This is a genomic window from Pseudomonas sp. GW821-FHT01C01 (assembly GCF_059422645.1).
Genome location: NZ_JBWKXF010000043.1, coordinates 30631 through 50534, shown reverse-complemented (window position 1 = coordinate 50534; position 19904 = coordinate 30631). Strand labels below are relative to the sequence as shown.

The window sequence follows — 19904 nt, the reverse complement described above, 5'->3', positions numbered from 1 at the left end:
TTAACGATGCCGCGTGTTTACTGACTAAACGCGGCGCTCTTGAGTCCATCGCGAGCAAGCTCGCTCCTACAGAATCCCTAACTGAAAAGCATTATGCGCTTTGCGCAGGTCTTTCTTATGCCTGCCTTTTGAGCCTCAGCCTCGCATAACCTGCGCGAGCAACTCGTAGGAATGCACGCGATCCGCATGTTCGTACAGGTCGCAGGTGAAAATCAGCTCGTCGGCCTGGGTCTGTTCGATCAGGACCTCGAGCTTGGCGCGGATTTTCTGCGGGCTGCCGATCATGGCCAGGCCAAGGAAATCGTGCACGGCCTCTTTCTCATGGGGCAGCCACAGGCCGTCCATGGTTTTCACCGGCGGGCGCTGCACCAGGCTTTGGCCACGCATCAGGGCGAGAATCCGCTGGAAAACCGAAGTGGCCAGGTAATCGGCCTGCTCGTCGGTATCGGCTGCCACCAATGGCACACCAAGCATCACGTAGGGTTTGTCCAAAACGGCTGACGGTTTGAAGTGATTGCGGTAGACCCGAATCGCTTCATGCATGTAGCGCGGTGCGAAATGCGATGCGAAGGCGTAGGGCAAACCGCGTTCACCCGCCAACTGTGCGCTGAACAGGCTCGACCCCAACAACCAGACCGGCACATTGGTCCCGGTTCCCGGCATGGCGATGATGCGTTGGTCCGGAGTGCGTGGCCCCAGGTAGCGCACCAGTTCCGCCACATCTTCCGGAAAGTCGTCGGCGCTGCCGGACCGCTCGCGGCGCAACGCTCGTGCGGTCATCTGGTCGGAGCCCGGGGCGCGCCCCAGGCCCAGATCGATCCGGCCCGGATAAAGACTTTCCAGGGTGCCGAACTGCTCGGCAATCACCAACGGTGCGTGGTTGGGCAACATCACCCCACCCGAACCGACACGAATGGTCGACGTGCCACCGGCCAGGTAGCCGAGCAGCACCGAAGTCGCGGAACTGGCGATACCGTCCATGTTGTGGTGCTCAGCCACCCAGAAGCGGTTGTAACCGAACTTCTCGACGTGTTGCGCCAGGTCCAGCGAATTGCGCAGCGACTGGGCCGCGCTGCCATTCTCGCGCACCGGCACCAGATCGAGGGTCGAAAACTTGATATCGGACAGTCGTTTCATAAACCTGCTTCTCCAATTGAGGGCGCAGGTTTGTTCTTGTGAACGAAAACCTGCCGAATCCAAAAGCGTGTTTCATGCAATGTGGGCATATACCCGAGTTTCAATAGCCCGGTAAAAAATCCCTCGAAAAAAGCAGATGGATCGGACGAGGTGAAGTTGAACCTCAAGGCGAAAATCAGCCTGGAGGCAACATGGGTCGGCTGGATTTGAGTTGAAACGAAAGATCGCAGCCTTGGGCAACCACCAGGATCACTCGGCAGGTTGCCCAAGACTGCGATCTTTTTTGCGTCGTGACAGACTTGCCCGCTAAAACTGTGGTCGAATAAATGACAGCAGCGAAACCCCATGACTGCGCGTGCTGCGTCAAAGGAGCTTCAACCATGAAACGTTTTGCCCTGGCAGTAATCTGTTGCGCACTGACCACTTCGGCCCTCGCGGCGCCGAAGCCCTGCGAAGAACTCAAGGCCGAGATCGAAGCCAAGATCCAGGCCAGTGGCGTCACTTCCTACACGCTAGAAATCGTCACCAACGACGAGGTACACGACCAGAACATGGTCGTTGGCTCCTGCGAAAACGGCACCAAGAAAATCATCTACCAGAAGAACGACCGCTGACACGTCACATCAAGCAGTAAGACTCCCGATCTTCTGCAACGATCTCCCGCTTGGCGTTGTATAGCCTGGCTTCAGGGATGAAGGCAATCGAGCGGCCTTCAAGCACATAACGTTGGCCGGCTTCGAAATGATCGAAGTTGATGGTCAAGTAACATATGCGTTCAGAAGGGCCGCCCATCATGTTCAAGCCCCCGCCACCAGGTACTTCGTAGTCGAAGCGGACGATCAGTTCGTGGCTGCCGGGCATAACCTCAAAAAAACGCCCGTCGGCCAAGCGCTGTTTATCCAGACGCTCGGCCATCAGCAATTTATCGTTAGGGAAGGGCGTGGAAAATTCGACCCAGGCCATCTTTGGATTAGCCGCCGGCATCGGGCTCTGACAGCCAGCGATAACGCTGGCAGCCAGCAACAGCATCAACCTGTACATGATGAATGTCCCAAGGGGTTATGCATTCAGCATAACGCCGATCAGGTATGTTGGCAGCCTGCCGGTGTGCCTTGGCCAATCACTTTGCGCCGTTGATCGTAGAGTTTCGCCCAAGGCCGAAAACCAATGTTCCCCGCCTGTAACCGATAACGCTCGCCCGCGTTGAAGTCGTTGAATTTCACATTCAACTGGCAATCGCGCCACAACGGTTCGGCGTCAGGGCCGATGTTGGTGGGCTGGACCGAGAATTGGTAGCGAACCGTCAACTCATGGCTACCGGGCTGGACCTCAAAATAGCGTTTATCGTCGGTGACCTTGTTATCGACCTCCAGCGCTTGCAGCTTCGTACCTTTTTGCTTCGACTCCAGGTCGATCCAGGCTTGCGCAGGATCAGGGCGGGGTAGTCCGAAAAAAGCACAGCCGGCCAGCATCAGCAGGCCCCCTGTCAGTATCAACATGCGCATAGCGGAGCTCCAGTCAGGCGGGATAGTCTTGTGGAAAGACTTTCCAAGGAAGAATTATTGTGATCAGGCCGCTTCCTAGCCTTGGGTTACTTGATCGCGTTTTTCGCGTTTTGTTTCCGGGTGTGTTGTTTTTGTTGCTCAACGGTTGCGCCAGCGTCAGCTATTACAGCCAATTGGCCAGCGGCCAACTGCAGTTGCTGCGGGCCAGGGAGCCGGTTTCCAGCGTAATTGTCGACCCGGCACGCGATCAAAAACTGCGTACACACCTGGAGCAATCGCAAAAGGCCAGAACGTTCGCCAGCCAGCAATTGCACCTGCCGGATAACCAGAGCTACCGCCTGTACGCGGACATTGGGCGTCCCTACGTTGTCTGGAATGTCTTCGCCACGCCGGAATTTTCCCTCAAACCTGTAAACCACTGCTTCCCCGTCGCCGGCTGCGTGGCCTATCGCGGTTACTACAGCCAGAGCGCAGCCCGCGGCGAAGCGGCTTTGCAACGCTTGCAGGGCATGGACGTGTCGATTGGTGGCGTCGAGGCCTATTCGACACTCGGTTGGTTCAACGACCCGATCATCAGTTCGATGATGGGCTGGGGCGATGAGCGACTGGCCACGCTGATCTTCCACGAGCTGGCCCATCAGCGTTTCTATGTGAAGGACGACACGGAGTTCAACGAATCCTTTGCCACCTTCGTCGAACAGGAAGGTACTCGCCAATGGCGCGCCTACCGCCACCTGCCACCGGATAACGATGCGCAGGCGCGTCGGCGCGAACAGTTCACCGAGTTGGTGCTGGAGACCCGCACCCGGCTGGAAAAGCTCTACACCTTGCCGTTGCCAACCGAAAAAATGCGCCAGCGCAAGGCTGCCGAGTTCGAGCGCTTGCGCAGCGAATACCGGCAATTGCGCGACCGTCAGTGGGCCGCAGACAAACGCTACGACGCCTGGATCTATGCCCCCATGAACAATGCCCGGCTATTGCCGTTTGGTTTGTACGACCAATGGGTACCGGCATTTGCCACGCTGTTCCATCAGGTGGATGGCGATTGGCTGAGGTTTTATGCCGCCGTGGAGAAGCTCGGCGCCTTGCCGACGGGCGAGCGCAAGGCCGCGTTGAAGGCGTTGGCCGGCGGGGCCGATCAACCAAAGAACCAGTAGCAAACCCCGATCGCACCCAGCACCCCGGCAAGCTCCGCCAGCAATGCACAACCGACAGCATGTCGTGCGCGCTGGATGCCCACGGCACCGAAGTACACCGCCAGGACATAGAACGTCGTCTCGGTACTGCCCTGGATCGTCGCCGCCACCAACGCCGGGAAGCTGTCCACGCCCGAGGTCTTCATGGTTTCAATCAGCATCGCCCGGGCGGCGCTACCCGAGAAGGGTTTGACCATCGCCGTCGGCAGCGCGTCGACGAAACGCGTATCCCAACCGGCCCATGCCACCAGATGACGAATCCCGTCCAGACCGAAGTCCAGCGCCCCGGATGCCCGCAGAACACCCACCGCGCAGAGCATTGCCACCAGGTAGGGCAGCAAGTTCTTGGCGACGTCGAAACCCTCTTTGGCACCTTCAACGAAGGCCTCGTAGACCTTCACTTTGCGCAGCGCGCCGATCAGTAAAAACAGCATGATCAGGCCAAACAGCGTCAGGTTGCCGAGGATCGACGACAGGCCGGCCAGCGCGGTCGCCGAAAGGGTCGCCAGCAACGCCATGAAACCACCGAGGGCGAGGGCACCGGGGATCAGGTAGGCCAGCACCACGGGGTCCCAGATGCGCAGGCGCTGCATGAACGCCACCGAGAGGAAGCCGACAATGGTCGAGCAACTGGTCGCCAGCAGGATTGGCAGGAACACCAGCGTCGGGTCAGGCGCGCCTTGCTGGGCGCGATACATGAAGATCGTCACCGGCAGCAGGGTCAGCGAGGAGGCGTTGAGCACCAGGAACAGGATCTGTGCGTTACTGGCGACGGTAGCGCTGGGATTGAGCTCCTGCAGCGCTTTCATGGCCTTGAGGCCGATCGGTGTGGCGGCGTTGTCCAGGCCCAGGCCATTGGCGGCGAAGTTCAGGGTGATCAGGCCAATGGCCGGATGACCAGGCGGGACTTCAGGCATCAGGCGCAAAAACAGCGGCCCCAGGGCCTTGGCCAACCATTCGACGATCCCGGCTTTCTCGGCAATGCGCAAAAAACCCAGCCAGAGGGTGAGGGTGCCAAACAGAAGGACCATGACTTCGACCGACAACTTGGCCATGGCGAAAATGCTTTCCACCATCGTCGCGAAAATTCCGGCGTTGCCGCCAATCAGCCACTGGGCCAGCGCCGATACGGCTGCCACGATGAAGAAGCCAAGCCACAGGCCATTGAGCATCAGTCAAATCCCCCAAAAGATGCGCGAATGATAGCGGGGTAGCCAGAAACGACAAACCCCGGATTTCTCCGGGGTTTGTTTGTTACTGCCTGCACAATTCCAGTGTGGGAGCGGGCTTGCTCGCGAAAGCGGTGTGTCATTGCGCATTGAACTGGCTGACAGGGTGCCTTCGCGAGCAAGCCCGCTCCCACAAGGGGTATTGCATCAGCCCTTGGAAATTTCACCCGCCGGCAGTTTTTCCTTGCTGCGCCAGTGCGGCAGGGAATTCCAGTAGCGCTGGCCTTTGGCGTCGTCGTACATGCCTTCCCAACGAGCGATAACCAGAACAGCCAGTGCGTTACCGATCACGTTCAGTGCGGTACGGGCCATGTCCATGACGCGGTCGACACCGGCGATGAACGCCAGGCCTTCCAGAGGAATACCGACGCTGCCCAAGGTGGCCAGCAGTACCACGAAGGACACGCCCGGTACGCCGGCGATGCCTTTGGAGGTGACCATCAGGGTCAGTACCAGCAACAGTTGTTGGCTGATCGACAGGTCGATGCCATACAACTGGGCAATGAAGATCGCCGCGATGCTTTGGTACAGGGTCGAACCGTCGAGGTTGAACGAGTAACCGGTTGGCACCACGAAGCTGCAAATGGCTTTCGGCGCGCCGTAGGCTTCCATCTTCTCGATCACGCGTGGCAGCACGGTTTCGGAGCTGGCGGTGGAGTAGGCCAGTACCAGCTCATCCTTGAAGATGCGCATCAGCTTGATCACGGAGAAGCCGAACAGGCGAGCGATCAGGCCCAGGATCACGAAAGCGAAGAAGGCGATGGCGACGTAAACCAGGATCACCAGTTTGGCCAGCGGTATCAGCGAGGCGAAGCCGAAGTTGGCAACGGTCACCGCGATCAGTGCGAACACGCCGATCGGGGCGTAGTTCATGATCATGTGAGTGACCTTGAACATGCTTTCCGATACGCCCTGGAACATCTTCACCAGCGGTTCGCGCAGGTCCGCCTGCAGGCTCGACAAACCGAGACCGAACAATACGGAGAAGAAGATGATTGGCAGCATTTCGCCGCGAACCATGGCCGCGAAGATGTTCGACGGGATCAGGTTGAGGATGGTTTCGATGAACGCGTGTTCATGCTGAACCTCGGCCGCCGTGGCCTGGTACTTGGAAATGTCCACAGTGCCCAGGGTGCTCATGTCGATGCCGGCACCCGGATGGAACAGGTTGGCCAACAGCAGACCGACCACGATGGCGATGGTGGTGACGATTTCGAAGTAGATGATGGTCTTGAAGCCGATGCGCCCCAGCTTCTTGGCGTCACCGACGCCGGCAATGCCGACGATCAGGGAGGAAATGACGATCGGGATTACGATCATCTTGATCAGACGGATAAAGATATCGCCTGCCGGTTGCAGGACGTTGCTGATCCACCAGGCTTTTTCGGCACTGAAATGGTTGAGCAGCGCACCGATTGCAATCCCCAATACCAGACCGATGAGGATCTGCCAGGCGAGGCTAAGCTTTGCCTTCTTCATATCTTTACCCTTACTTGTTGTTTGACTCAGGGAGATGCGCGAACTGGAACGCTTGTGGCGAAAAAGTCCAGTGCATCTGCCCCCGTATAAGGTGCCCCGGAACGCGTGTTTACGGCATTCTGGCAGGCGAAAAAAGGCGCAACTATTCCGATGCAAGGAAGCGCCGTCTAATGCCGTAAACGCCTACCCCATGCCGAATCGGCATGAGGTTTTTTTACTGAATGCGACGTCGCAATCGGTTCGAATGCGACATTTCGTCGGGCATAAGTGCCGTGAACCGGCCATCACAGAGCAGATTGGATATTTTTTGAGCAGTGGCCGAGCGTTGATTTTTCAGCAAAATCCCACAGGACGAAGCGAAAAATCGCGGTCAAAGAAAAGTGATTTTTCTCGATATACGGTCGCAGGTGAAACACCGGGAAAAGTGTTTTCCGACGCAACAAGGACCAGGAAGCGATAACGCTGATGAAACCGGGACGAGCGCTCTATTTCAATGTGTTGCGCGATCAAGCCCTTCGCAAGCCCGTCGAGCCATGGCGGTTCGGCGAACTTGCGCAGCAGCTTATCCTGACCCGGCCCATGCGCAGGCGCTCCCTGTACCCGTAGGTCACTCCGCCCCTGAAACAGGCAGAACGTCCCGACCCCTTGGTCATGCGCCGGCCTTCCTCAGGTGGCGCAGGTGGAAAGAGGCGTTGCTCTTTCTTCACGATGCCTTGCCAGGTGTCACGTAATGCGGGTCTGTGTTCAACAATTCATTGACCCGCGCCTGGCCGTCATTGGCTGCTATCGCCATGGCACTACCGCCCAACAGCAGGGCGGCTGCCAGTGTCTTGAACACGCCTCTCATATCAGCCTCGACCGCGACGTCCAAAGAAGAAGGAGGCAATGAACATCACCAGGAACACGACAAACAGAATCTTGGCGATACCCGTGGCGGTGCCCGCGATACCACCGAAGCCCAATACAGCGGCGACGATGGCGATGATCAGGAATGTGATTGCCCAGCTCAACATGGTGATTCTCCTTACGTTTCTGTTTAGAGGTACTGCGTTTCCCGGCGCATCGGGTGCGACGGAAGTTTTGCCTAGAACACCCAACGCTCCTGATGCCGTATCTCACCCACAGGCCCGGCCTGGTCGACATCCATCATGCGCATCGGGGAGCTATCGGCCTGACCGCTGCCGACAGCGCTGAAATGGGTTTGGGTCAAATGCTGAATCGACAGGCGTGGAGGTTCCGGCTGCTGGCTCTGCTCCCAGCGCAGAAGCTGCTGGCCGCCAATCAGGGTGATCAACAGCGCCAGAACAGCAAACAACCCTTGCTGGATATGCACAGGCGAGAGGTGCAGGTGGGCGGCACGTTGACGGTTCATCCTGGAGCTCCTACCACTTGGGTCGGTATTCGATAGCGGGCGTTTGTTTTTGAATGCCCTGGTCAACCAGACAATTGCAGTCTGCATGCCAGCCTTGATTTGAATTAATTCCCTTTAATATCAATATCTTATGATCTCAAAAGAAATCACTTCGCACGCATCCTGCACGATGCCTCTCGTACGGCCGTGCGTATTGCACGATTCGTTTGAGGGAGAGGTAAATTTTTTGAATTGAGAGGAAGGCGCGGCTGTCAAAAATACACACTGGCCGTTGTCAGACGCCGGGCACCTATTCAAGACCCACAAAATCAGGCGGCTAACCGATACACCGGATGAAAGCTACCCTGCCATGACAGGAATGGCCCAGAATCAATCATGCAACTTGCCCGATTTTTCCGGGACTCAACCAAGATCATTCATTAAGGAGCGCAGGAAAATGGAATCAGCCACTGAGCATCAAGGCCGCATTCTGCTGGTGGATGATGAGTCTGCCATCCTGCGTACTTTCCGCTATTGCCTCGAAGACGAAGGCTACAGCGTGGCTACCGCCACCAGCGCCGCGCAGGCAGAAGCCCTGTTGCAGCGGCAAGTCTTCGACTTGTGTTTCCTCGATTTGCGCCTGGGTGAAGACAACGGCCTCGATGTGCTGGCCCAGATGCGTATCCAGGCGCCCTGGATGCGGGTGGTGATCGTCACCGCGCATTCAGCCGTCGACACGGCGGTGGATGCGATCCAGGCCGGCGCCGCCGACTATCTGGTCAAACCGTGCAGCCCCGATCAATTGCGGTTGGCCACCGCCAAGCAGTTGGAGGTGCGGCAACTGTCGGCGCGACTGGAAGCCCTGGAAGGTGAAGTGCGCAAGCCCAAGGATGGTCTGGACTCCCACAGCCCGGCCATGAAAGTGGTGCTCGAAACCGCCCGCCAGGTTGCCACGACCGATGCCAACATCCTGATCCTTGGTGAATCCGGTACCGGCAAGGGCGAATTGTCCCAAGCCATTCATGGCTGGAGCAAACGTGCGAAGAAATCCTGCGTCACGATCAACTGTCCGTCGCTGACCGCCGAGCTCATGGAAAGCGAACTCTTCGGCCACAGCCGTGGCGCCTTCACCGGCGCCAGCGAAAGCACCTTGGGCCGAGTCAACCAGGCTGACGGCGGAACGCTGTTTCTCGACGAAATCGGCGACTTTCCCCTGACCTTGCAGCCAAAGTTGCTGCGTTTTATTCAGGACAAAGAATATGAGCGCGTCGGCGATCCGGTGACCCGCCGTGCCGATGTGCGCATCCTCGCGGCCACCAACCTCAATCTTGAGGACATGGTCCGTGACGGTCGTTTCCGTGAAGACCTGCTCTATCGCCTGAATGTCATTACCTTGCACCTGCCACCGCTACGCGAACGCCGCGAAGATATTCTCAACCTGGCCGATCGTTTCCTGGCGCGTTTCGTCAAGGAATATGCCCGTCCCGCGCGAGCCTTCAGCAACGAGGCACGGGAAGCGCTGCTGAGTTATCGCTGGCCAGGCAACATCCGCGAGCTGCGCAACGTGATCGAGCGGGCGAGCATTATCTGTGCGCAGGAGCGGGTCGAGATCAGTCATCTGGGCATGGCCGAAACCCCAGTCAACAACGCACCGCGCATCGGCGCTGCACTGAGCCTGGATGAGCTGGAGAAGGCCCACATCGGCGCGATCCTCGCCACCGCCGACACCCTGGATCAAGCCGCCAAGACCCTGGGCATCGACGCCTCGACGCTGTACCGCAAACGCAAGCAGTACAACTTGTGAGTAACAGCCGATGAAACTGGCGATGAAATTGCGGACCCGGCTTTTCCTGAGCATCTCCGCACTGATCACCGTCGCGTTGCTCGGGCTCTTGCTCGGACTCGTCAGCGTGATGCAGATGGCCGGCAGCCAGGAAGCGCTGATCCGCAACAACTTCGTCACCCTGGACCTGGGGCTCAAGCTGCGTCAGACCCTGGGAGACCAACTGATCCTCATACTCAGCGAGAAGCCTGACACCGCCGCTTTCGCAGCCTCGAAGCAACATTACTTCGAACTGCTGGAAGAAGGCATCGCCCAGGAGCCGGCGGAAAACGGAAGCGAGTACGGCTTCCGAAAAGCCAAGGCCGACTACGAGCGCTTTATCCAGGCTTATGAAACGTCCCCGAATACGTCGAATGTGCTCAGCAGCCACGACAACCTGACGGAAAAATTCAACGCGCTACGCAATGGCCTGATCGCCGAGCACAAACGCGCACTGGATAACATCAACGATACCGAGCGTCAGGCCCGAGAGCGGGCACTGCTGATTGCCGGGTTGCTTGGTTTGGTGGGGCTGGCGGTGCTGATTATCGGCTTCGTGACCGCGCAAGCCATTGCCCGGCGTTTCGGGGAGCCCATCGAGGCCTTGGCCAAGGCAGCGGACAATATCGGCCAGGGCAATTTCGACGTCACACTGCCGATCTCTTCGGCGATGGAGCTGAACCAGCTGACCCGGCGTTTCGGGATCATGGCCCAGGCGCTGCGTGAACATCAGGCCACCAACGTCGATGAACTGCTGGCCGGGCAGCAGCGCTTGCAGGCCGTGCTCGACAGCATCGACGACGGACTGCTGATGATCGACCGCCAGGGCCATCTGGAACACCTTAATCCCGTGGCCCAGCGTCAGTTGGGCTGGGAGTCGGATCGTCTGGGTCAAGGGCTGGGTACGGCGCTCGAGCGTCCCGAACTCGATGAGCAGCTGCAACTGGTGCTGCGCGGAGGCACGCTGGAGCGGGCGCCGGAAGACTTGAGTGTCGAAGTCGACGGCGAGTCACGACTGCTGACCTATAGCCTGACCCCGGTCAGCCATACCCAGGGTCATATTCTCGGTGCCGTGATGGTGCTGCATGACGTCACGGAACAGCGTGCCTTCGAACGGGTACGCAGCGAGTTCGTATTGCGCGCCTCCCATGAATTGCGCACACCGGTCACCGGCATGCACATGGCCTTCGGGTTGTTCCGCGAGCGCGCGCACTTTGCCCCGGATTCCCGGGAAGCCGATCTGCTCGATACCGTGAATGAAGAGATGCAGCGGCTGATGCAGTTGATCAATGACTTGCTGAATTTCTCCCGCTACCAGAACGGCTTGCAGAAACTCACCCTGGCGCCGTGTTCCATCGAGGCTTTGCTGGAACAGGCTCAGGCACGCTTTGCCACTTCGGCCGAAGAGAAGGAAATCAATCTGCTGGTGGAAGTGCAGGGGCCTTTGCCACGGCTGCAGGCCGACCAGCCACAACTGGACCGGGTACTCGACAACTTGCTCGACAACGCCTTGCGTCACACCGGTTCCGGCGGGCGGATACGTTTGCAAGCCCGGCGCCACGGCGACCGGGTCATCATCAGTGTCGAGGACAACGGCGAAGGCATTGCCTACGGTCAGCAGGGGCGGATCTTCGAGCCGTTCGTGCAGGTCGGACGCAAGAAGGGCGGGGCCGGGCTCGGCCTGGCACTGTGCAAGGAAATCGTGCAATTGCATGGCGGGCGGATGGGCGTTTATTCACGGCCGGGGCAGGGTACTCAGTTCTACATGGCGCTGACCGTTTAGGTCACCTTCACGCTTCGTCATCCAGACGCCGGCCGGCCAGACGTCGCCGCCCACGGGTAATCAATTCAATGAACTGCACTGCGCTCAGCGCGCGGGCGAACAGCCAGCCCTGGCCGAACTTCACGCCTTCACTGCTCAGGAATTCGGCCTGGGCCTCATGTTCGATGCCCTCGGCAATCACCTTCAGGTGCAGCGACTGGGCCATGTGAATGATGTGCGGGGCCACACCGCTGCTGGCGGCGTCATGCCCCAACGCATCAATGAACGCCTTGTCGATTTTCAGGCAATCCACCGGCAGGGTTTGCAAATAGGCGAGGCTGCAATAGCCGGTGCCAAAGTCATCGATCAACACCTGGTGCCCGACATCCCGTAGCGCTTGCAGGTTTTCCCGGGCCACCACCACGTCGACCAGCCCACGCTCGGTGACCTCAAAGGCAATTTGCTGTGCAGCGACGCGGTGCAGGGTCAGCAGCCGCGCCATCACCTGGCCGATCCGCGGAACCATCACGTCACACGCCGCGAGATTGACCGAGATGTACAGTTGCGGATTGGCACGCAGCAACTGTCCGAGTTGCTCGAGCAGGCGTTGCAGGACGAAGTCCGTCATCTGGCGAATTTGCCCGGTGTTCTCCGCCATCGGAATGAACAGGTCGGGACTGGTCAGGGTGCCGTCCGGTCTGCGCCAGCGCAGCAGCGCCTCAGCCCCGACACAGTTGCGGCTATCGAGGTCGAAGATCGGTTGATACAACACCTGCAACTCGCCACGGCGAATTGCGCCGGTCAGTTCGGCATCCAGCGACTGCCGCTGTTGCACCAGCAGGAACACCAGGAACCCGACACATATGCCCAGCGCAAGGCTGGCCGGCAGCAGCCACCACCAGACCGTCGGGATATGCATGCCGGTGCGCGGGTTGATCAACACCAATTGATATTCCGGGTTGTCGGTGGGCATGCGATAAATCAGGCGTGTCTGGGTGATTTGTAGCGCATCGCGGTTTTTCGGTGGCCAGGCCTCGGCCGGCGGCCAGACCTGAGAAACGCCCAGCACCGGAATCGCCCTGGCACCATGATCAAGGACCACCAGCAGGCTGCTGCCCGGCGACAGGTCGACCATGTCGGTCAAATGCCCGCGAGAGGTCGCGACCCGGAAATTCCCGCGCCCGAGCATCAGCGCCGCACGGTTTTCATCGGGTTCGGTCGTGGTATTGAGCCAATAGCTGTAAGTCGGGCCTTTGATGTCCGGCGATCGAATCAGCGACAGCCCTTCCTGGCGAGGGCGATTGGAACAGATTCGCGAGGAGTCCATGTAAGCGGCTTCGTAGACGAAGCGATAATTGAACGAAACCTGTTGCAAGGTCGCGATCATTTCAGCATCGCAACCGCGCAACGGTTGCGCTTCAAGGTCGTCAAGGCTTTCACGCAGTTGCCCGAAGAGTTGTTCCAGGCGGGCGAGGAAGCGCTCACCCTGAGCATTCATTTCTTCGCTTTCGTTTTGCTCGACCTGGTGTATGGCGACGAACAAGCTGCCGGCCATCAATAACGTTGCGCTCAAGACAGCAGCCAGCAACCCCAAAAACCAGGGACGATGGAACCAACTATGGAAGGTCTCTCGGGCAGCAGGCATTTTGTAATATCCGAAGTATTACCAATGAGTTATAGCTGCTGGTTGGAAAAATGCCCGGACCGTCGGGCGGGCGTCATTATTTTGTCTGATTCAACACCAAAAGCAGTGCGGCAGTTTGCGCATCCGGAGTGCCATCGAAGCGCGCCGGGCGGAAATGCAGCTGGAATGCCGCTATCACCTGTCGCGTCGCGACATCGAGCTCGCCGGTTTGTGGCGTGGCATAACCCAGGCGGGCCAATTGCGCCTGAAACCAGCTGATGCTCGGCAACTGCTCGGCGAACTGCATTTGCTGGCGCGCCACCGACTGTTCGTTAGGCCAGATGCCCAAGCCTTCGGCGGCCAGACGCTTCCAGGGAAACAACGGCCCCGGGTCGAGCTTGCGCATCGGTGCAATATCGCTATGGCCGATGATGTCGCGAGGCCTTATGCCGTGACGTTTGCTGATGTCCTTGAGCAGCACGATCAAGGACTGGACCTGATCTTCAGTGTAGGGGTACCACACGCGTCCGGTCGGAGTGTCCTTGAAGCCTGGATTGACGATTTCGATACCGATGGAACTGGAATTCAGCCAGGTCCGGCCATTCCATTCACTCTCCCCGGCGTGCCAGGCCCGCAGGTTTTCATCCATCAATTTGTAGATGGTGGCGCCCTTGTCGTCACCTATCAGGTAATGGCTGCTGACTTCGCCATGGGTCAGCAGTTGCAACGACCGTTCCAGCGAGGCATTGGTGTAATGCAGCACCACAAACTGCACGCGACTGTCGTGATTGGCCGAAGGGTGGCTGGTGTCGAAACGGGGACCGCTGGCACATCCGGCCAACACAATCAGCGATAGGATCAGAGCAAAATATTTCATGGCGAAAGGCAGTACACACAAGACGATAATGCAACAGTGTAACGTAATGCCTTGCGAGCTGACGGCAATCCCATGGAATTAAACCAAATCGAACAAATAATGATCAGCCCGGCTCCACCCGGTTGCGACCGGCATTTTTTGCCCGATACAACGCCTGATCGGCTCTTTTAAGCACCTGATCGCCGTGCTCACTCGGCCTGAACGCCGTCATTCCGATAGAAACGGTGATGGTCACCGGCTCCCCCTTGAAGTGGAACGGACAGGCCTCGATGGAGGCACGCAAGCTTTCCAGCAGCTTCAGCCCCGCCGCCGGCACCGTCGATGGCATTAACAGCACAAACTCTTCGCCGCCAAACCGGGCAATGAAATCTGTCCCGCGCAGACGTTTGCGCAACACGCTGGCAATGATTTTCAGCACTTTGTCACCTGCCAGGTGCCCGTAGTTATCGTTGATGCGCTTGAAATGATCGAGGTCGAGCATGGCCAACAGCAGCGTGTTGCCATGTTGCTGCCAATGTTTGACTTCATGATCCAGGCGCTCGCTCCAGGCCGCGCGGTTGGGCAGGCCAGTCAGGGGGTCGACCAAAGCCTTCTGCCGTTGCTCTTCAAGGTGCTCGCGGTAACCCAGGGCCTCCTGCTCCATATGGGCGACCCGCTCGGCCAGGCTGTGCAGGCGCGCAGCGACCTCTTGCTCGCGCTCATCGCGCTGCTTCTGGTGCTGGTCCATCGTGCCCAGCAAGCCTTCGAGATGGTTTTCCAGGACGTGCTTGAGATCATCCAGGTCTGCCGCTTCCTGCATGCTGCTTTGCAAGCCATCGACCTGTTCGCGGATCTGCGTGTCCATCTGCCGCGCTGCCGAACGATTGTCGGCGTGTCCTGCGGTGGCAGCCTGCAAGTTGCTCTGGAAGGCTTCGAGGCGCTCGTTCAGTCGTTGCAGATAGGCTTCGAACTCATGCTGGCCGCTGTCGGTAATGGCCAGCATCAACGTGGCGAAATCATCGAGAATCGGTAGCAATTCATACCAGTTCAAGCCGTTTTTCAGACGATCGCGCATGGATTCGGCTTGCGGGCGATGCCGCTCGGGCAATGTCAGATCGTCGAGCAGCCCCAGCAGCGTGTCTTCGATGTGACTGGCCACCGAGCTGTAGGAAGGCTCGGGGGAGTCCGGGAGCGCGTAGAGAATATCGTGTTCGGGCGCATGATCGACGACGGCCACGCCCTCAGTCGCAATCTCCGCCAAGGGCAGGCTATCCGGCGATATTTGCGCGGTCAGCTCGTCGGGGTTCGCTTCCGGCTCGGGGACAGTCGCGCTGGTTTGCGAAGCGGATTGTTCGACCGGTTCGATTTCGGCCCCGGTTTGCACTTCTGAAATGCTGGCTGGCTGAGGCTCCGCGGCCGCTGGTGCAAAGGTCACGATTGCCGGATCAGGCGCAACCACGAGTGGTTCGGTCGGAGAAAGTTCTGCTTCAGCGCGTTTGGCAGTGGGGACCTCGGAGACTGTCGGTTCAATCACGACCGGGGCCGACTCGATGATTGCCGCAGGGCTCTCGGCAACAGGCGGCGCCACCGCTTCGACAGACGGCGAGGCGCAGGCCTGGGCAGGCGATGTGGCCGTCTCCTCCACTTCACGACCGCCGAACAATCGCTGCAGCAAGCCCGGTCGACCGGGCTCCGTCGGAGTCTCCAACTGGCTCAGCGCCTTGCCTTGCAAGCCACTCAGCTCGCTGAGCAACAACGGTATCTCACGTGCCTGACTGACCCGCGCATCCAGTTGCTTGGCGAAACTCTTGAGCGGCCGGCTCACATCCCGTGGCAGCGGCAATGTTTGCAGTTGAGTGACCAGCGCAGTCAGGGCGGCACTGGTCTGGTTGACCCGGGTTTCCCGACGCTGCTCGGAGTCGAGCACGGCTTTTTCCAGGCGCGGAATCAGGGCGGCCAGGCCGGCGTCCATGTCATCGGTGCGCACGACCTCGCGCATTTCCTTCATGCATTGGTCAACGGCGCGGTCCGTACCTTCCGCCGCCAGGGTGCTGCGCACCAGCCCACGACGCAGCAAGTCGAGCCGCGCGTCCCAGCGACGTTCGAGCTTTTCCTGTTGTTCGATGCTCTTGAGGTATTTCTCTTTCCAGCGCTGTGCTTCGTCGCTCATTCATGGGTTCCGCGAAGGGCAGGACTCAACGCGGGCAATGCATCAGCCGTGAGCGAACCCGGCAGACGAATCTCTACCGCGACCGGCAGGTGATCGGAAATGGGCTGTGCCAGCACCTCGACCTTTTCCAGGGTCAGGCTCGGGCTCAGCAGGATATGGTCCAGGCAGCGCTGCGGGCGCCAGCTGGGAAACGTCGCCTCCAGTTGCGGTGCAAGCAGGCCGAGGTCACGTAACGCGGAGTTTTGCAGAAGGTCACTGGCATGGGTGTTCATGTCGCCCATCAGTACCTGGTGTTTGTAATCGCCAATCAACTCACGGATATAGGCCAGTTGCAGGCTACGCGCACGGGCGCCCAACGCCAGGTGCATCATCACCACCACCAGCGCTTCCGGGCCTTCGCCGAAACGTACCAGAATGGCTCCGCGACCTTTGGGCCCCGGCAACGGATGATCTTCAATTGCCCACGGACGCAATCGGCTGAGCACGCCATTGCTGTGCTGGGCAAGGCGACCGAGATTGCGATTGAGTTGTTGATACCAGTAGGGAAAGGCGCCGAGCTGGGCCAGGTGTTCGACCTGATTGACGTAGCCTGAGCGCAGGCTGCCGCCATCGGCTTCCTGCAAGGCGACCAGATCGAAGTCGCCCAGCAGATTGCCGATTTTCTGCAGATTGTCGGCACGCCCGGTGTGCGGCAGCAGATGCTGCCAGCCCCGGGTCAGATAATGCCGATAGCGCTCGGTACTGATGCCGACCTGGATATTGAAACTGAGCAAGCGCAGACGACTGTCTGCGGGCAGGCCCGAGGACTCCAGGTGATGCTCGTTGACCCGCGGATCATGCAGGCCAACGACGCGTTCAGTACCCCATCGGCGCATGGCAGTGACTGCCCTTAGTTGGCGGCAGCCTTGTTAGCCGCTCGCTCTTTGTCGATCAGTTTGTCGGCCAGTTGCAGGGCCTCTTCGGCACCACCGGCGGAGCCTACGTCAAAGCGGTACTTGCCGTTGACGATCATGGTAGGAACGCCGGAGATTTCATACTTCTTGGCCAGTTCACGAGCCTTGATGATCTGACCTTTGATAGCGAAAGAGTCGAACGTCGCGATGAACTTGTCCTTGTCCACGCCCTGGGTAGCGAGGAAGTCGGCCATGTCATTCTTGTCGGTCAGTTTCTTGTGTTCTTTCTGAATCGCGTTGAATACCGCGGCGTGAACGTTGTGCTCGACACCCATGGCTTCAAGGGTCAGGAACATCTGGCCGTGAGCATCCCACGGGCCACCGAACATGGCAGGGATGCGCACGAAGTTCACGTCCGAAGGCAGTTTCTCGACCCAGGGATTGATCACTGGCTCGAAGGCATAGCAATGCGGGCAACCGTACCAGAACAGCTCTACCACTTCGATCTTGCCAGGCACGGCGACCGGAACCGGATTGGTCAGTTCGACAAAAGGTGCGGCGGGGGCTTCAGCGGCCTGGGCAGTCATGCCAAACAGGCTGGCAGCGGCAAAAACGGCGCTGATGATCAGATTACGCATGCTTTACTCCTGGACAAATTTTATCGCCTCGCGCGACTTGTTTTCAGACAGATTCTGGCGGGCTTGAGTTCTGTAGTGTAACGGCAGCGGCCACAAAAAAGGGCGGCCAAAGCCACCCTTTTTATACTTGCTGTGACGGATTAATCGAGCGTTAACGTTGCAAGCGATATGTACCCCGCTCAACGCCCGATCCGCCGGCCTTAGTGCAGGCCCTGGATGTAACTGGACACCGCGGCGATGTCTTCGTCGCTCAGCTTTTTGGCAATGCTCTGCATCGGCTTGGTGTCGCCGTCGTTGTTGCGGCCACCGTCTTCCTTGCGGAAATCGGTCAGTTGCTTGGCGATGTACTGAGCGTGCTGGCCACCCAGGTGCGGGAAACCGGCGGGTGCGTTACCTGCGCCGTTTGGCGAGTGGCAGCCGGTGCAGGCTGGCAGGCCCTTGGTCAGGTCACCGCCACGGAACAAATTCTCACCGCGCTTGACCAGCTTCTCGTCGGCGGCACCGACGCTGCCTTTCTGGCTGGCGAAGTAGGCCGCGATGTCCGCCAGGTCCTGATCGCTCAGGTTGGTCAGCAGACCGGTCATTTCCAGAACGGTGCGCTTGCCCGACTTGATGTCGTGCAACTGCTTGGTCAGGTAACGTTCACCCTGCCCCGCCAGTTTTGGAAAGTTTGGCGCCATGCTGTTGCCATCCGGGCCGTGGCAGGCGCCACATACGGCGGCTTTTGCCTGGCCGGCTGCTTTGTCACCAGGTTGTACTGGCTCACCTGCAGCATGGGCCATGCCGGAGATGCCCACGGTCAACAGCAGACTCACGATCAATTTCTTCATCAGCTAATCCAACTACGGCTAAGGGTTAAGAGTTATGGACCGGGCTTACTCGCTCATCCAAAGGATGATGGCTTGGTAATCCTCGGCACTGCAGTCCATGCACAAACCACGCGGCGGCATCGCCTTGAAACCCTGGGTCACGTGTTGCACCAGCGTCTCCATACCTTTCGCCAACCTCGGCGTCCAAGCTTCCTGATCGCCTCTTTGGGGCGCCATGGGTAGTTGGCCGGAATGACAGGCACCACAAACACGGTTGTACACAGCTTCCGGATCCTGTGTAGCCTGAGCGCTGTAAAGCGGCATCAAGACACCGGCAGCTAGCAGCCATTTCGTCATAAAACGACCTTTTCAGGGTTGAGAGCGTGCTGCGTTCTAGTGCGCAATCAAGGTCTGTCGCTCTCGTGAACTTCATCCTACGCTGGGACAAAGCGCACACAAAATCTGCGGCATTATATACTGGCGTCACTGAAACGGAAGCGACACTGCTTGCCGCGCCCATTCCTGGCGCCGCCCACATCGGAAATCCCATGCAACTCAAGAATCCCATCCTCGGTCTGTGCCAACAGTCCACCTTCATGCTCAGCGCCGCCAAAGTCGACCAATGTCCGGATGACGAGGGCTTCGAAGTCGCCTTCGCCGGGCGTTCCAACGCCGGCAAGTCGAGTGCCTTGAACACCCTGACTCATGCCAGCCTGGCGCGCACCTCGAAAACACCGGGGCGCACACAGCTGTTGAACTTCTTCAAGCTAGACGATGAACGCCGTCTGGTCGACCTGCCGGGCTACGGTTATGCAAAAGTACCGATCCCGCTCAAGCAACACTGGCAGCGTCACCTGGAAGCGTATCTGGGTGGTCGCGAGAGTTTGAAAGGTCTGATCCTGATGATGGACATCCGCCATCCGATGACCGATTTCGACCTGCTGATGCTTGACTGGGCCGTGGCTGCCGGCATGCCGATGCACATTCTGCTGACCAAAGCGGACAAGCTGACCTATGGCGCGGCCAAGAACACGCTGCTCAAGGTTCAGGCGGAAATCCGCAAGGGCTGGGGCGATCTCGTGACAATTCAGCTGTTCTCGGCCCCAAAACGTATGGGCCTGGAAGATGCCTACACAGTGCTGGCAGGCTGGATGGAGCTGGCGGACAAGGGTGCCGAGGTAGAAGCCCAATAAGCCACGAAAACTGTCTGGGACGTCCCCCAGGCAGTTTTCTGCAGGCAAAAAAAACCCCGGACTTCTTATGGGGAGGGGGAAGTTCCGGGGTTCAAGCTCTAGACCGCTAGGGCGGGGTCCAGATATCTGCCAACACTTAACACAACATAGGAGCATCGAAGGGCTTCACCAGCCATTCAGTAACTCTGAGTGGTGGTTCGCAAGATTAGTTCAGATTTTTTTCAAATAGCTTTGAAATAA

The 19904-nt window shown here is 58.8% G+C and carries 19 protein-coding genes and 1 pseudogene; 5 read left to right on the top strand and 15 right to left on the bottom strand.

All coding sequences use genetic code 11. The features are described 5' to 3' along the window. Positions 1 to 135: 135 nt before the first annotated feature. A complete protein-coding gene (locus AC07XF_RS21990; RefSeq protein WP_007989465.1) occupies positions 136 to 1137 on the bottom strand; it encodes an LLM class flavin-dependent oxidoreductase in 1002 nt (333 codons plus the stop codon). A 380-nt stretch (positions 1138 to 1517) separates the two neighbouring features. On the opposite strand from AC07XF_RS21990, the gene AC07XF_RS21985 reads away from it, so the two are divergent. Further along, entirely contained in the window at positions 1518 to 1751 is a 234-nt protein-coding gene (locus AC07XF_RS21985) for a DUF1161 domain-containing protein (protein WP_204932768.1), read from the top strand. Between the two features lie 4 nt (positions 1752 to 1755). Here the strand turns inward: AC07XF_RS21985 and AC07XF_RS21980 are convergent, their stop codons facing one another. Further along, entirely contained in the window at positions 1756 to 2178 is a 423-nt protein-coding gene (locus AC07XF_RS21980) for a PA0061/PA0062 family lipoprotein (RefSeq protein ID WP_495028157.1), read from the bottom strand. A gap of 41 nt (positions 2179 to 2219) precedes the next feature. After that, entirely contained in the window at positions 2220 to 2642 is a 423-nt protein-coding gene (locus tag AC07XF_RS21975) for a PA0061/PA0062 family lipoprotein (protein WP_495028156.1), read from the bottom strand. Positions 2643 to 2701: 59 nt separating this feature from the next. On the opposite strand from AC07XF_RS21975, the gene AC07XF_RS21970 reads away from it, so the two are divergent. Continuing rightward, complete coding sequence (locus AC07XF_RS21970) at positions 2702 to 3799, top strand: aminopeptidase (protein ID WP_495028155.1); 1098 nt, start codon at positions 2702 to 2704, stop codon at positions 3797 to 3799. Here AC07XF_RS21970 and AC07XF_RS21965 read toward each other — a convergent pair. The 5 genes and pseudogenes from AC07XF_RS21965 to AC07XF_RS21945 form a co-directional block, all read right to left on the bottom strand. Then, positions 3781 to 5010 (bottom strand): nucleoside recognition domain-containing protein, encoded by a 1230-nt coding sequence (locus tag AC07XF_RS21965; protein ID WP_495028154.1) that lies wholly within the window; start codon positions 5008 to 5010, stop codon positions 3781 to 3783. The two genes, AC07XF_RS21970 and AC07XF_RS21965, sit on opposite strands and share 19 nt — an antisense overlap. A gap of 204 nt (positions 5011 to 5214) precedes the next feature. Next, the gene (gene gltP / locus AC07XF_RS21960; RefSeq protein ID WP_495028153.1) at positions 5215 to 6546 is read right to left on the bottom strand and encodes a glutamate/aspartate:proton symporter GltP; all 1332 of its coding nucleotides are present in this window, start codon (positions 6544 to 6546) and stop codon (positions 5215 to 5217) included. A 686-nt stretch (positions 6547 to 7232) separates the two neighbouring features. Then, a pseudogene (locus AC07XF_RS21955) lies at positions 7233 to 7393 on the bottom strand (inhibitor of vertebrate lysozyme family protein); the annotation flags it as partial. Between the two features lies 1 nt (position 7394). Continuing rightward, positions 7395 to 7559, bottom strand: coding sequence for a DUF1328 domain-containing protein (locus tag AC07XF_RS21950; RefSeq protein WP_003170804.1), 165 nt, complete (start codon positions 7557 to 7559; stop codon positions 7395 to 7397). A gap of 71 nt (positions 7560 to 7630) precedes the next feature. Then, positions 7631 to 7918, bottom strand: a complete 288-nt coding sequence (locus tag AC07XF_RS21945) for a hypothetical protein (protein ID WP_495028152.1) — start codon at positions 7916 to 7918, stop codon at positions 7631 to 7633. 436 nt (positions 7919 to 8354) lie between these two features. On the opposite strand from AC07XF_RS21945, the gene algB reads away from it, so the two are divergent. Beyond that, the gene (gene algB / locus AC07XF_RS21940; RefSeq protein WP_495028151.1) at positions 8355 to 9701 is read left to right on the top strand and encodes a sigma-54-dependent response regulator transcription factor AlgB; all 1347 of its coding nucleotides are present in this window, start codon (positions 8355 to 8357) and stop codon (positions 9699 to 9701) included. 10 nt (positions 9702 to 9711) lie between these two features. Next, positions 9712 to 11502: a KinB sensor domain-containing domain gene (locus AC07XF_RS21935; protein WP_495028150.1), complete on the top strand. Its 1791-nt coding sequence runs from the start codon at positions 9712 to 9714 to the stop codon at positions 11500 to 11502. A gap of 7 nt (positions 11503 to 11509) precedes the next feature. On the opposite strand, the gene AC07XF_RS21930 is transcribed toward AC07XF_RS21935, so the two are convergent. From AC07XF_RS21930 to AC07XF_RS21900, 7 genes are all read right to left on the bottom strand, one after another. Next, positions 11510 to 13126 carry an EAL domain-containing protein gene (locus tag AC07XF_RS21930; protein ID WP_495028149.1) on the bottom strand — a complete coding sequence of 539 codons (1617 nt, stop codon included), beginning with the start codon at positions 13124 to 13126 and terminating at the stop codon, positions 11510 to 11512. Between the two features lie 76 nt (positions 13127 to 13202). Continuing rightward, the gene (locus AC07XF_RS21925; protein ID WP_495028148.1) at positions 13203 to 13982 is read right to left on the bottom strand and encodes an N-acetylmuramoyl-L-alanine amidase; all 780 of its coding nucleotides are present in this window, start codon (positions 13980 to 13982) and stop codon (positions 13203 to 13205) included. Between the two features lie 103 nt (positions 13983 to 14085). Beyond that, positions 14086 to 16131, bottom strand: a complete 2046-nt coding sequence (locus tag AC07XF_RS21920; protein WP_495028147.1) for a GGDEF domain-containing protein — start codon at positions 16129 to 16131, stop codon at positions 14086 to 14088. Beyond that, the gene (locus AC07XF_RS21915) at positions 16128 to 17006 is read right to left on the bottom strand and encodes an endonuclease/exonuclease/phosphatase family protein (RefSeq protein ID WP_495028146.1); all 879 of its coding nucleotides are present in this window, start codon (positions 17004 to 17006) and stop codon (positions 16128 to 16130) included. The genes AC07XF_RS21920 and AC07XF_RS21915 overlap by 4 nt, the downstream gene beginning before the upstream one ends. A gap of 14 nt (positions 17007 to 17020) precedes the next feature. After that, positions 17021 to 17662 (bottom strand): thiol:disulfide interchange protein DsbA/DsbL, encoded by a 642-nt coding sequence (locus AC07XF_RS21910; RefSeq protein ID WP_495028145.1) that lies wholly within the window; start codon positions 17660 to 17662, stop codon positions 17021 to 17023. A gap of 200 nt (positions 17663 to 17862) precedes the next feature. After that, positions 17863 to 18492, bottom strand: coding sequence for a c-type cytochrome (locus AC07XF_RS21905; protein ID WP_495028144.1), 630 nt, complete (start codon positions 18490 to 18492; stop codon positions 17863 to 17865). A gap of 45 nt (positions 18493 to 18537) precedes the next feature. Further along, complete coding sequence (locus AC07XF_RS21900; protein WP_495028143.1) at positions 18538 to 18828, bottom strand: c-type cytochrome; 291 nt, start codon at positions 18826 to 18828, stop codon at positions 18538 to 18540. 191 nt (positions 18829 to 19019) lie between these two features. Here AC07XF_RS21900 and yihA point away from each other — a divergent pair, with 191 nt between their 5' ends. Next, positions 19020 to 19664, top strand: coding sequence for a ribosome biogenesis GTP-binding protein YihA/YsxC (gene yihA / locus AC07XF_RS21895; protein ID WP_008002192.1), 645 nt, complete (start codon positions 19020 to 19022; stop codon positions 19662 to 19664). Positions 19665 to 19904 lie beyond the last annotated feature (240 nt).

Bases quoted from the DNA above. Each gene is read 5' to 3' on its own strand.
- AC07XF_RS21990 (WP_007989465.1), bottom strand. From the start codon at position 1,137: ATGAAACGACTGTCCGATATCAAGTTTTCGACCCTCGATCTGGTGCCG.
- AC07XF_RS21985 (WP_204932768.1), top strand. From the start codon at position 1,518: ATGAAACGTTTTGCCCTGGCAGTAATCTGTTGCGCACTGACCACTTCG.
- AC07XF_RS21980 (WP_495028157.1), bottom strand. From the start codon at position 2,178: ATGTACAGGTTGATGCTGTTGCTGGCTGCCAGCGTTATCGCTGGCTGT.
- AC07XF_RS21975 (WP_495028156.1), bottom strand. From the start codon at position 2,642: ATGCGCATGTTGATACTGACAGGGGGCCTGCTGATGCTGGCCGGCTGT.
- AC07XF_RS21965 (WP_495028154.1), bottom strand. From the start codon at position 5,010: ATGCTCAATGGCCTGTGGCTTGGCTTCTTCATCGTGGCAGCCGTATCG.
- gltP (WP_495028153.1), bottom strand. From the start codon at position 6,546: ATGAAGAAGGCAAAGCTTAGCCTCGCCTGGCAGATCCTCATCGGTCTG.
- AC07XF_RS21950 (WP_003170804.1), bottom strand. From the start codon at position 7,559: ATGTTGAGCTGGGCAATCACATTCCTGATCATCGCCATCGTCGCCGCT.
- AC07XF_RS21945 (WP_495028152.1), bottom strand. From the start codon at position 7,918: ATGAACCGTCAACGTGCCGCCCACCTGCACCTCTCGCCTGTGCATATC.
- algB (WP_495028151.1), top strand. From the start codon at position 8,355: ATGGAATCAGCCACTGAGCATCAAGGCCGCATTCTGCTGGTGGATGAT.
- AC07XF_RS21935 (WP_495028150.1), top strand. From the start codon at position 9,712: ATGAAACTGGCGATGAAATTGCGGACCCGGCTTTTCCTGAGCATCTCC.
- AC07XF_RS21930 (WP_495028149.1), bottom strand. From the start codon at position 13,126: ATGCCTGCTGCCCGAGAGACCTTCCATAGTTGGTTCCATCGTCCCTGG.
- AC07XF_RS21925 (WP_495028148.1), bottom strand. From the start codon at position 13,982: ATGAAATATTTTGCTCTGATCCTATCGCTGATTGTGTTGGCCGGATGT.
- AC07XF_RS21920 (WP_495028147.1), bottom strand. From the start codon at position 16,131: ATGAGCGACGAAGCACAGCGCTGGAAAGAGAAATACCTCAAGAGCATC.
- AC07XF_RS21915 (WP_495028146.1), bottom strand. From the start codon at position 17,006: ATGCGCCGATGGGGTACTGAACGCGTCGTTGGCCTGCATGATCCGCGG.
- AC07XF_RS21910 (WP_495028145.1), bottom strand. From the start codon at position 17,662: ATGCGTAATCTGATCATCAGCGCCGTTTTTGCCGCTGCCAGCCTGTTT.
- AC07XF_RS21905 (WP_495028144.1), bottom strand. From the start codon at position 18,492: ATGAAGAAATTGATCGTGAGTCTGCTGTTGACCGTGGGCATCTCCGGC.
- AC07XF_RS21900 (WP_495028143.1), bottom strand. From the start codon at position 18,828: ATGACGAAATGGCTGCTAGCTGCCGGTGTCTTGATGCCGCTTTACAGC.
- yihA (WP_008002192.1), top strand. From the start codon at position 19,020: ATGCAACTCAAGAATCCCATCCTCGGTCTGTGCCAACAGTCCACCTTC.